The organism is Arcticibacterium sp. GJ41-1, assembly GCF_055808875.1.
Window position 1 is genome coordinate 1,687,199 of the sequence record NZ_CM147888.1, and the last position, 11,694, is coordinate 1,698,892.

Sequence of the window (11,694 nt, forward strand, 5' to 3'; positions counted from 1 at the left end):
GATTCACAATTCAGGTAAATTATTACTAAAAAGATTATCCATCTAAACTCATCGCTTAACAAACTTCAAAGACTCACTCTTAAGTCCTTCTTGGTATTTGATAATATAGGTTCCTAAAGGTAATCTGCTAATGTCAATCACTTGTTCTTTGAGACTGCTTTCCCAAGTTTTTATCTCTAAACCTGAAGCATTGAAAATCTGATATTCAAAGTTTTCTTCAGGCTCATACCCAAGGTCAAGCTTTAGATGTTCTCCGCTTGGGTTAGGATAAAGTACTATTGATGATTCCAACTCATTTGCTAATGGAATCAGTGTGAGATTTAGGCTAACAGTAGAGTCACAGCCAGACTGATTTGTTAAAGTGTAGGTGGCGGTGTTATTACTTTCATAATATGTATTGCCGTCTATCCATTGGTATTCGCCTGTGGCGTTTACAGTGTCTGAATAGAATGAAGGTTTGAACAGATTGAGATAGAGTAAAACTGTTGGATTACATTCAGAGCGGGGGGAAATACTGTCACCAGTTGCAATATATTCAGCATTGTAATTGCTACTATAAAATGTCTCTCCGTTTATCCAGGTATAACTAGAGTCACAGCTCTTTACCTCATCAATGGAATAGCGTGATGCACTGCCATCATTTAAATATATTCTGGCATCGGGTAAACCTACCAAATCTGTTCCAGAAACAAATAAATCAATATCTCCATCTAAATCAATGTCTTTAGCAATGATATTGGCGGTTGCAAGTGTTTTAAAATTGTCACAGGTTTCTTTGAATCTTCTGTTTTCAACATTAATAAAAAGACTGGAATTATATTCATAAAAGGTAATATTTGCATGAACCCTACTATAACTCCCTTTTCCACGACCAATAGCTATTAGATCATTTGTTAGGTCATTATTAAAGTCAGCTACAGCTGTACCAGCATTACCGAAGCTTTTCTGAGAACTTATTGCTTTGAATTGGCCGGCGTCATTTCTAAAAAATGCGGAGGTAGATTCACTTTGCCAACCGTAATGTCTTTCGTTAAAAATGTCATGATCGCCATCACCATCAATATCAATTAAAGTTTTCAAACCCGTCGGACTTCCACTTAGTTGCAAATCATAAAATTCAATGTCTTCGAGGCTAAAGGAGCCATTTGAATTAAAGAATGCTTTGGTATTGTATCCCTCTTCTGAAAGCCAAATGGATGGGCTCAAAAATAAATCTGGTAATTGATCATCATTGATGAAACCGAAATCAAATTGATATTGCAAACCAGACAATAACTCTGAATAGTCAACTTTGGTAAAGGTGCCATTCTCTAATCCTAAGTATAAATAGAGAAATGGTTTTTGATTGTTCATGCCCGAAATTCCAAAGTCATTGATGGCATCTCCATTGATGTCCGCCATTTTTATTCTTTCCACTATTTCTTCCTTGAAGCCTAGAAAAGCTTGTTCTGTATAATTTCCAGAGTCAGTTTTAATAAATACTTTTGAAAAACTACCACCATCAGCGTCGATTCCAGACATAAAAAGGTCGTCATTTTTGTCATTATTAAAATCAGAATTTAGTAAAAATGCATTTTTTAAATTAGGAAATTGGGTATTATTGAAAGGCATAAACTCACCGTTTTTTTTATTCAAAAACAATAAAGTTTGTGGGTCTCCTGCCTGATTTTCTCCTGATAATATAAGGTCAGGGTATTGGTCATTATTCAAATGGATGAAGCTGCTTGCTGGATTTACAAGTTCTCCAAAAAGCTTTCCTCTCTCCAAGATAAATCTACCATTACCACCATTTTTGTATACATAATTTTCATACCAAGACCCACGAGCTTCATTACGATATCCATTAACTATGAAGTCTAAATTACCATCATTGTCCAGATCTACGACTTTCAACTCACCCGTCACATTGACAAGGTTCTGAACAGTATCTTTTAAGAACCTTCCATTTTTTTGATTAATGTATAAATTCAGCTCAGATACTATATGAGGGTATAATTGGCTAGTGATGTTTTTGTAGCCAGATAATAACATATCTGGGAAGCCATCATTATTGATGTCAATGAAATCAATATTGGAATTATAGCCCTGAAAAGGTTCATTATTTACCTTTTCGAAACCACCTACTGCATCATTGAGATAAGTTTCAGTTAAATAGGAATAATCATTAGGACCTGAGATTATAATATCTTTATTTCCATCTAAATTCAAGTCCTTAATCTTTATTTTAGGTCTGTTAGCCCCAATCAACTTGGCCCCTATATTTTCCTGAAATACTCCTGTTCCATTATTCATGTATAATTTTGTGACATAAGCTGATGGCCATGTTGGGTGCCATTGAATATTTCCTCCAATAACTATATCAATATCTCCATCTCCATCAATATCGTTTAATTTTGAATTGGCATCATAACATCCAAAGATGTTCTGCTCTGGATATAAAATAAAGGAAGTGTCATTTTTGTTTTCTAAAAGATATGTAAGAGGATAGCTTTTAGAGGCATAAATACTTATTGATGAGTCTATTTCTAACGTTCTACCTGAGACAATCAGATCAATATCATTATCTGAATCAATGTCACCAATTTCAAAATTGGAATTATGAAGTGTGGGGATATCTAAATCGATAGAATGTTTAGAAAAATTTCCCGTTCCATCATTAATGAACTTGATATAGGAAAACTTTTTTACGTCTTCCTCTGAGGATAGAATAGTCAAGAAAACAATATCGGTATCTCCATCATTATCTAAATCTATAACCTTGAAAGGGTCATCAAGGTCGTTTTGGAGCAATTGAGTTTTGAAATTACCTGAACCATCATTAATAAGGATTTCTTTACCAGACATCATTAAATCCATATTCCCATCCAGGTTAAAATCGGCATGTTCTATTTGATTGACTTTTGAAATTTTATCTAAAGTGTTCTTCTTAGTCTGGTCGATGAAATTTTGAGCAAAAACAGGAGAAGACAAAAAGCAAAGAAATAGAAGAAGAGATAAAAGTTGTTTCATATCGCCAATATTGATGTATGTATTGCGAAAATCATAGTTTAATTTCAGCCTTTGGTCGGCTTGACTAAGATAGTTTGAAAGCTTCTTAAACCAAAGCCCCCTCACTGCAATTCTTGCATATTTCCACCTCTGAGCGAGATGAAATTAAGGCCCTTCTGAAATTAGTATAAGAAGACGAATTCCAGACTTCTTTGAAAGACTGGTCTTGCAAAGAACCCATTGGGTGCTCAGCATCTTTGTCAAAACAGCAAGGTACTAAAGTGCCATCCCATGTGATTACGCAGCTATGCCACATTTTCCAGCAGTGGTCCAGCAGTTTGTTTTTAATACTGAAAGTACCGTCTTGATTGTCTTTATATCGAGAGTATTTGTCTATGGTCGGGATAAGTTCATTGCCATTTTCATACTCATATATTTGAGCAGTTTTGAGCTTAACTTCGTCTACCCCTAATTCATTTGCAAGCTTGTAAACATCGGCTATTTGGTGCTCATTTGGTTTTACCACCAAAAACTGAAAAATAACATGGGGTGTTTTAGATTTTAATCTTTTTTTAGCTTCAATTAAGTTTTTCGTACCCTCCAAAACCTTCTCTAGTTTGCCGCCCACACGGTACTGTTGGTAGGTTTCTTGGGTAGTGCCATCAATAGAAACTATCATTCTGTCAATACCAGACTTGACTGTTTTCTCTGCCACGTTTGGTGTCAAATAATGAGCATTGGTAGAGGTGGCTGTGTATATTTTCCTTTCTGAAGCAAATTTCACCATTTCTAGGAAATCTGGATGTAGGTAAGGCTCTCCCTGAAAGTAAAAGGTCATATAAATCAATGTATCCTTTAGCTCTTCAATTGCTTTCTCGTAAAGGTCTTTTTGAAGCATGCCAGTAGGGCGAGTGAATGACCGAAGCCCGCTGGGGCACTCAGGACAGCGGAGGTTGCAACTGGTTGTCGGTTCAAAACCTAATGCTAAAGGAAGCCCCGCTATTTTTGGACGTTTGGTGAGTTTTGAAAGGCCGTAACTTCCTAAAATCGACAAACCGTTCCACACTCGTTTAGGCGTGAGTTTGCTTGCAAAATTTAGTTGGTCTTTCAAATTCATTAATCTAATGGGATTTGACTATAAATTGATTGTAAACGTTCTTCGGTTTCTGATGCAAATACTTCTTTTAAGGCACTATTTGCATCTTTTAAGTCCATTAGAAGCATTAAGGCCTGTGTGGCAGAAAATCTTCCATACCATTCAGAGTTATGAACAGCAATATCTTTTAAGAAAGGAATGCTTGCAATCTGTGTAGCGGTATCAGTGCTTACTAGATAGGAACCAAAAATCCCCATAGTTTGGTAAAGCTCTCCGCTGCTAAGTTGACCTAATTTATTCTTAAACCAATCTAAATCTTCAGGTTTTCCTTGCAAAGCTTTGTAGCCAGCCACGGCTGAAAAAATATTTACGTCGTCAATGTTTTCAAATTTCGCTGTTAATTCATCTGCATCAGGTGGCTGGTTAATCAAAATAGCTTCTAAAGCAGCAGCCCTTACCGTATAGGCAGTGTCTTCTAGTGCTTTTCTGAAGAGGAGGTCATTTTGAGGGTTTAGGAAATTCTTCATGGCTAAAATAGCCGCTCCTCTAACCTGAGACCTAGGGTCAATCCGAATTAAGGACTGTAGATTTTTTTCAACCTTTAAAAACTCGTCGCCATCATAATTGAAAAACTTGTGAGCCGCTAGTTCTCTTATTTTCCAAAAATCATCTTCCATTGCTTTTAAAGCTAAGTTCCTTTTCGCTTTGTCAAACATCGGGTTAGGACCCATATTATTGTCTGATTCCTTTTCTGCTGTTATTTCTTTAAAGGCCTTAAATCTAGCTATAGCAGATTTAGAATTTTCAAATTGGCTAATTAGTTCTTTCGTTTTCTGGTTTTGACTAATTACCGCAAGAGCATATCCGTCTGGGTCTATAGCCACGTAAGTAGGTTTGTTTTCTAACTGAAAGCTAAACGTTTGACTTTCTTTATTTATATAAACTTTTTTATGTGTCAAACCTTCATCTGTACCTATTTCTACCACTAGCGGTAGTTGGTATACCCAGTCATTTAAGGAGTCAATAGTTTGGCTAATATTAAGAGATAAAACCTCCGATTTGTAGGAATAGTCGATAGCTAACCTTGGGTGCCCTTTCTTTAAAAACCATTGGTCAAAGAACCAATTGAGGTCTCTACCCGTAACATTTTCAAAAGCTACTCTAAGGTCACTTATTTCAGCATTTTCAAATTTATTCTCTTCCAGATATTGCCTTAGAGCTTCAAAGAAGGCTTGGTCGCCCACTTCATTTCTTAACATATGTAAAATACGACCGCCTTTAGCGTAGGAGTGGCTGTCAAACATGTCTTCCTTGTCGGCATAGCCATATCTAATAACGGGCTCTTGTTTATCTTCTGCTTCATCCAGGTATTGATTTAAGGCAGTAAAATTTAACCAATCACCTTCATCCTTTCCATATTTATGGTGTGCCCACAAATATTCAGAGTAGTCGGCAAAAGCTTCGTTCAAAGGTAAATTAGCCCAAGATTCTGCCGTTACTAAATTACCAAACCAATGATGGAAAAGCTCATGAGCAATTACGGCGTCGTCATTATTGTCAATTATTTGATTATCGTTTTTCTGAATGCCGCTACCATGAATGGTGGCTGAGGTGTTTTCCATGGCTCCGCTCACATAGTCTCTTACAGCTATTTGAGCATATTTTTGCCATGGATACTTGGTTTGAAGAAGCTCTTCAAAATACCTTATCATTTCTGGTGTTCTACCAAAAATGTGATAGGCGTATTTCTCATATTGAGGTTCTACATAATAACTAAGCTCAAAAGCTTTATAGGTCGAATCGGTGACTTTTTTAAAGTCACCAGCAGCTATCATGGTCAAATAAACAGAATGTGGTATGTTTTGAGACCAAGTGTCGGTTTTGGTGCCATCTGCATTTTCTTTGCTGTTTTTTAGCAGGCCGTTTGACAGCGTGGTAAACTGCTTAGGAACAGTGATAGAAATTTCTTGTGTATGTTTTTGATTTGGCGAATCTAAAGTGGGAAACCAACAAGAGTTGTATTCAGTTTCTCCTTCAGACCAAATTTGCTGTGGCTTGTTTTTGTCAGGATTAATGAAATACAAACCTTTATATTCTAAGTCTTTTAAAGCTGGGATTTTACCAAGTTCGTCCGGTTTTGCGGTGTAGTTTATTTTTATGTTGATAGTCTCTTTGGCATTAAAAGGTCTGCCCAATGGTATCTCTAATTTGAGTCCATTGTATTTGAAATCAACAGTTTGGTTATTTAAGGCTATTTTTTTTATATCAAAACCTTTGGCATCAAGTATCAGGTTTTCCTGTGGGTAAAACCATGGCTTTAAGGTCAATTCAGCCTGTGCCTCCAAATGATTTGTAGACCAATCTGGCTTAACATCAAGTTTAGTATGAATAAGGTCAAAGAGTTTTGTTTCTGAGGGATTATAATTTTGTTGAGCATAAGAAATGCTCACCAAAAACATTATAAAAAATAAGCTCCCTGAAAGTTTCTTCATGAATATAGTTTCAATTATTTAAGTCATTAAAATACTGCTCCTTGTCTAGCGTCAAGGTATAGCCGTACTCGTCGTTTTCGTCTAACATGCTCACCTTATAATCTCGCTTAAAAACAAAATCATCTAAACTGGCATAGCCGCCTTTTATCTGAAGTGTTAAAATCAAGGTAGAAGGATTATACGTCCAGCGACATTCGTCTACATCCATGTCAAGAAAATTGACCCCAGCACAGGCGTAAATAGTTTCGCTGCTTTGATAATCGTATTCCAAACGTCCGTTTGGTAAAAATTTCCAAATCATGGTGTTTAGGTCAACTTTCTTTTTTTCATAGTTGACAAATACCAAAGAGTTGTCTTTAATGTCTGATGTTTTAAGAATCCAATTTGTGGATGCGTCTAAAAGCTGCAAATACTGAGCAGACGCCGCATTACCAAATAGGATTAACCCTATAAAAAGGAGTTTTTTCATTTTCTAAGAAATAGTAGTTATTGTTTCGTTCATAAATTTAACGGCTTTTTTCGCTGGAAAGTACGAGGCCAAGAAAGCAATTAAACTAATACCAATAATGGAGATAATTACATCGGACGTTTTCAATAAAATAGGGTAGGCGTCTACGATAGCGTATTGCATGCCCATTTTTAACCAACCGAAGTGCATTTGAGACCAGCAAATTCCTACGCCAATTATTAAACCAATAATTCCTCCAGTAAGAGCTATTATTCCTCCTTCTGATAAGAATATTCTTTTTACCAATGATTCGCTTGCTCCTAAAGCAGATAGCGTTTTTATATCTTCTTTTTTGTCTAAAACAAGCATGGTGAGTGCAAAGAATATATTAAAGCTGGCAATACCGATAATAAAAAGTAAGGCAATAAAAATAAATAGTTTTTCAATTTTAATGGCTCGGTATAAACTAGCGTTTTGCTCATCTCTATCTTTTACTTCGAAGCTATCGCCTAAAATAGATTTAATCTCTTTTTTGACTTGAGCTATTTGGTTTTCGTTAGCAACCTGAATTTCATAACTGGTTCTTTCTCCTTCCATTTCGGTGAGTTTCGCCATTAGCTCTATTGGGATATAGACCAAGTTGTCAAACTGTTGTTCTAAAACAAAGGCACCAGAAACAGGTAACGTAACCTTACTGATGTTACTCTCTGGATTAAGAACATTCATTTTTTGATTCTTAGGATACCAAAGTTCGAGCTGCCTGAGATAGTTGAAAGTTTGAAGATTTAGGGTGTTATAAACGCCACCACCTACAAAGGCATAATTCTCTTCTTCGTATTTTAAGAGAATTTCACCATCAATTACACTTTCCTTTAACTGTGAGTGCGTTTCAAAAGTACTGTCAACGCCTTTGACCTGAACTATTATCTGGTCATCTTCTCTTCTGGCCAGGGCATTGTCCTCAATAACCTGAATCACATTGATTACATTATCAAGTTCTACTATTTTTTGAAATGCTTCTGGGTCAAAATCGAAAGCCTTTGAATTGGCAGATTTAACCTTAACGTCGGGGTCACTACTTTTGAAAATAGTTCTGTTAAGCTCTTCTAGGCCATTAAAAACCGATAAAACTATGATGAGCGAGGCTGTACCCACGCATACGCCCAGCATCGAAATCAACGAAATGAAATGAATGAAACTCCTTTTCTTTCGAGAGAAAAAATACTTTTTCGCAATGTGAAAAGACAAGTTCATGTAGAGCTCTTAATTAGGGTAGACGTCTTCGTCTAAATCAGTTTCTTCTGAAGGAATATCTAAAGTGGAGAAAAGCTCATCCATTTTTTGAGCGTACTCTGCCGTTTCGTCAATATAAAACTGAAAGTTTGGTACTATTCTAAACTGATTTCTTACTCTGTTTCCAAAAAGTCCACGAATCTTCTTTCCGTTATCTTTGATTTTTTCAAGAAGCTCCTCCTTATTATCTACCATCATAAAGCTTAGGTAGATGCGGGCTATGGCCAAGTCTGGTGTAGTTTGAACATCAGTAATGGTTACAAAAGAGCTGCCAATGACATCCTTGAGGTCTTTTTGGAAAATTTCTCCAAGGTCTTTTTGAATCTGACGGGCTATTTGTTTTGGTCTCTTATTTTCCATGAATGTGAAGTGTAAAATGCACTATGCTAATTCTTTGCAAATATCTTGGTTTATTTTGGTTAATCGCTTGTCAAAAGTATAATTTTGCCTTTTCAATTGATAAAAAACAAGGCTTTTGATAACCTTCTTTAGAGCAAATACCTTTTTCCACGTTTTTTCTATTCTAGTATTACTGATGCTGTTTAAGATGCTTTACATTTTAAACGTGCTACCAGTTTTAAATACAGAGTTAGAATGGCTGTTGATAGGCGAACGCTTAAATTCAGATAAAAGTTTGTACAGCGAGATTTGGACCAATACTGGACCACTAAGTGCTTATTTCTATGGCCTGGTTCATTTTTTATTGGGTAGAGGGCAGTTTTATCAGGAAATAGTGGCTTTCTGTTTGGTCTTTATTCAAACTATCTTATTTACTCTTATAGTAAATAATAATAAGGCTTTTGTGGAGCGTAACTATCTGCCTGGTTTATTTTATGCCATAGCAGTATCTCTTTCTTTTGACGCCAATAAGCTCTCTCCAGCATTATTAGCTACCACATTTTTGCTACTTGCCATAAATAGTATTTTCCGTCATATTGAAAATAATGATGGGAGTTCAGAGCCCGTTTTTGAGATGGGTTTGTTTTTGGGTATAGGTTCTTTATTCTGGTATCCTTTTCCTGTCTTTTTAGTTTGGGCTTTATTGAGTTTGATAATGTTTACACCTGTTAAATTTAACCAAGTGCTTTTATTAGTATTAGGTTTTGTTTTACCGATTTTTGTCTCAGCTCTTTTCTTTTATGTGCTAGGGGCTTTTCCAGAGTTTTACGGGTTTTGGATTCAAAAAGGGGCTAGCCTAGAGTTCTTAAAAAGAATAGAAGTATTTGAGGTGTTATTAGTCTATGGACTACCTCTGCTACTCGCCATTTTCGGAATGTTTAAGGTTTTTGGGAATACTCGTTATTCTAACTTTCAAAACAGGAAACAGCAAATAATGGTGCTTTTAGGCATTTTTGCCTTATTAGCATTCTTACTTTCTGATAATTTAGCTACTTATCAGCTGTTATGTATTTCTCCCTTTTTAGGCTTTTTTATGGCTGGCTATTTCTTGCATCTGAAGGGTACTGCTTTTCCAGAAATCTTGTTTTTGGTTTTTCTAACGCTAGTGGTTTTGATAAATAACTTTGGTGTTAGTCCTTTTGTGGGTAAAGGTTATACGCATTTGGCCGACTTGCGAATAGAGAAGGAAACAGAGAAGTCATACATAATAGATAAAGCTATCCTAATCACTGGGTCTAAGAACGATGATTATTTTCAAGCCAAATCTGGTTCGCCTTATTTGAACTGGAGCGTTTCTAAATTTGACTTAGACCACGCTGATATCTATGAGAGTTTAATAAATATAGATGCTATTTTTCAGAAAGAAATGCCAGAATATATCATTGATAATGAGCAGGTTTTTCCTGAAATATTCAGAAGAATACCTGAAATAGGCCGTAAGTATGAGCGAGTAGCAGGCACTCGAAACTTCCGTTTGAAAGACTAAGTATTAGATATTTAATTTGCCTGATTTTATCCTCCTAGCATCTTCTGGTAAGAATCCATTTTACATCGTTTTTTTCCTTTTCTCAATAAGATGCAAGACCCTTTGGTAGAAGTAATCAATCGAGTATTCAGAATATATTAAAAACCAGCCTTAGAGTATTCAACAAATCAGCATCCATTTATTGAAAAATGGACGAACTATAATCGCTACAAATTTATATGGTCTTGCTATAAAGGCTAAAGTGCTATTGATAAGTTGTATTTAGGCACAAGCTATTTTATCAACTCTTCTGCCATGTCTTCCGCCTTCAAATTCGGTAGCAAGAAACGTTTTGACAAACTCTAGAGCAGTTTCTTCTGAAACAAATCTTGCTGGAATACAGATAACATTGGCATTGTTATGTAATCTAATAAGCTTTACTACCTCTAAATCCCAAGCTAAGCCAGCTCTTATGCCTTGATGTTTATTTGCAGTCATGCAAACGCCGTTACCGCTACCACAAATTAAAATACCAAATTCGTATTCGCCTTTTTCAATAGCATCGCATAATGGATGTACAGAGTCAGGGTAGTCAAAGGAGTCTGTAGAGTAAGGTCCAAAATCTGCTGTTTCAAAGTTTTGCCCTTGCATCCAGTTAAGAATTAACTTTTTGTAATCAAAACCTGCATGATCTCCTCCAATTGCTATTTTCATCTTAGAATTATCTATTTTTAAAGCGTACTTACGTTTCACGGGTAAAAGTACAAGACTTTATAAAATCAATCAACGAACTATGTTAAATAATAACGAAGAAGAAATAAAAATCAAAAAGGCTTTTGCTGAAAAGGATTGGAGCGAGATTCAGAGCCAAGACAGCTGGCAGATATTTAAGGCTATTGCGGAATTTGTAGAAGGTTATGATAAAATGGCCAAAATTGGTCCTAGCGTATCAATTTTTGGTTCGGCAAGAACAAAACCTGACCATAAATATTACAAGATGTCTGTAGAAATAGCTGAGAAATTAGTGGAGAAAGGCTATGGTGTTATAACTGGTGGCGGGCCTGGGATTATGGAAGCGGGTAATAAAGGTGCTCAGCAAAGTGGAGGAAAGTCAATTGGACTGAATATTAAGTTGCCTTTTGAGGCCGTTCCTAACAAATATGTGGACGTAGATAAGAGTATCAACTTTGATTATTTCTTTGCTCGTAAAGTCTGCTTTATGAAATATTCTCAGGGTTTCATTGTGATGCCTGGTGGTTTTGGAACTATGGACGAGCTTTTTGAAGCTTTAACACTTATTCAAACTAAGAAAGTTGGAAGGTTTCCAATAGTCCTTGTAGGTATTTCTTACTGGGGAGGCCTTTTAGAATGGATAAAAAATGTGATGGGAGACGAGGGTGGTAATATTAGTCCTGAAGACATCGACTTGGTAAAACTAGTAGATTCACCAGACGATGCCATCAATGTTATTACAGAGTTTTATGACAAATACATGCTTAAACCTAACTTCTAA

At 36.0% G+C, this 11,694-nt stretch carries 9 protein-coding genes; 2 read left to right on the top strand and 7 right to left on the bottom strand.

The window, feature by feature from the left end:
• Positions 1–48 precede the first annotated feature (48 nt).
• From AC0L6O_RS06755 to rbfA, 6 genes are all read right to left on the bottom strand, one after another.
• Positions 49–3,009, bottom strand: coding sequence for a T9SS type A sorting domain-containing protein (locus tag AC0L6O_RS06755; protein WP_473307288.1), 2,961 nt, complete (start codon positions 3,007–3,009; stop codon positions 49–51).
• Between the two features lie 85 nt (positions 3,010–3,094).
• Positions 3,095–4,105 (bottom strand): SPASM domain-containing protein, encoded by a 1,011-nt coding sequence (locus tag AC0L6O_RS06760; RefSeq protein WP_473307290.1) that lies wholly within the window; start codon positions 4,103–4,105, stop codon positions 3,095–3,097.
• On the bottom strand, positions 4,105–6,576 hold the full coding sequence (locus AC0L6O_RS06765; protein ID WP_473307292.1) for a M1 family aminopeptidase: 2,472 nt from the start codon (positions 6,574–6,576) through the stop codon (positions 4,105–4,107). The genes AC0L6O_RS06760 and AC0L6O_RS06765 overlap by 1 nt, the downstream gene beginning before the upstream one ends.
• Before the next feature lie 10 nt (positions 6,577–6,586).
• Complete coding sequence (locus tag AC0L6O_RS06770; RefSeq protein ID WP_473307293.1) at positions 6,587–7,045, bottom strand: hypothetical protein; 459 nt, start codon at positions 7,043–7,045, stop codon at positions 6,587–6,589.
• 3 nt (positions 7,046–7,048) lie between these two features.
• Positions 7,049–8,278 carry an FtsX-like permease family protein gene (locus AC0L6O_RS06775; RefSeq protein WP_473307294.1) on the bottom strand — a complete coding sequence of 410 codons (1,230 nt, stop codon included), beginning with the start codon at positions 8,276–8,278 and terminating at the stop codon, positions 7,049–7,051.
• A 9-nt stretch (positions 8,279–8,287) separates the two neighbouring features.
• On the bottom strand, positions 8,288–8,677 hold the full coding sequence (rbfA, locus tag AC0L6O_RS06780; RefSeq protein WP_473307295.1) for a 30S ribosome-binding factor RbfA: 390 nt from the start codon (positions 8,675–8,677) through the stop codon (positions 8,288–8,290).
• A gap of 115 nt (positions 8,678–8,792) precedes the next feature.
• Between rbfA and AC0L6O_RS06785 the strand changes: the two genes are divergently transcribed.
• Positions 8,793–10,202 carry a hypothetical protein gene (locus tag AC0L6O_RS06785; RefSeq protein ID WP_473307296.1) on the top strand — a complete coding sequence of 470 codons (1,410 nt, stop codon included), beginning with the start codon at positions 8,793–8,795 and terminating at the stop codon, positions 10,200–10,202.
• 261 nt (positions 10,203–10,463) lie between these two features.
• On the opposite strand, the gene rpiB is transcribed toward AC0L6O_RS06785, so the two are convergent.
• Positions 10,464–10,895 (bottom strand): ribose 5-phosphate isomerase B, encoded by a 432-nt coding sequence (rpiB, locus tag AC0L6O_RS06790; protein ID WP_473307298.1) that lies wholly within the window; start codon positions 10,893–10,895, stop codon positions 10,464–10,466.
• Between the two features lie 79 nt (positions 10,896–10,974).
• Here rpiB and AC0L6O_RS06795 point away from each other — a divergent pair, with 79 nt between their 5' ends.
• A complete protein-coding gene (locus AC0L6O_RS06795) occupies positions 10,975–11,694 on the top strand; it encodes an LOG family protein (RefSeq protein WP_473307299.1) in 720 nt (239 codons plus the stop codon).

Coding starts and splice junctions, on each gene's coding strand:
- AC0L6O_RS06760 (WP_473307290.1), bottom strand. CDS start 4,105: ATGAATTTGAAAGACCAACTAAATTTTGCAAGCAAACTCACGCCTAAA.
- rpiB (WP_473307298.1), bottom strand. CDS start 10,895: ATGAAAATAGCAATTGGAGGAGATCATGCAGGTTTTGATTACAAAAAG.
- AC0L6O_RS06770 (WP_473307293.1), bottom strand. CDS start 7,045: ATGAAAAAACTCCTTTTTATAGGGTTAATCCTATTTGGTAATGCGGCG.
- AC0L6O_RS06755 (WP_473307288.1), bottom strand. CDS start 3,009: ATGAAACAACTTTTATCTCTTCTTCTATTTCTTTGCTTTTTGTCTTCT.
- AC0L6O_RS06775 (WP_473307294.1), bottom strand. CDS start 8,278: ATGAACTTGTCTTTTCACATTGCGAAAAAGTATTTTTTCTCTCGAAAG.
- AC0L6O_RS06765 (WP_473307292.1), bottom strand. CDS start 6,576: ATGAAGAAACTTTCAGGGAGCTTATTTTTTATAATGTTTTTGGTGAGC.
- rbfA (WP_473307295.1), bottom strand. CDS start 8,677: ATGGAAAATAAGAGACCAAAACAAATAGCCCGTCAGATTCAAAAAGAC.
- AC0L6O_RS06795 (WP_473307299.1), top strand. CDS start 10,975: ATGTTAAATAATAACGAAGAAGAAATAAAAATCAAAAAGGCTTTTGCT.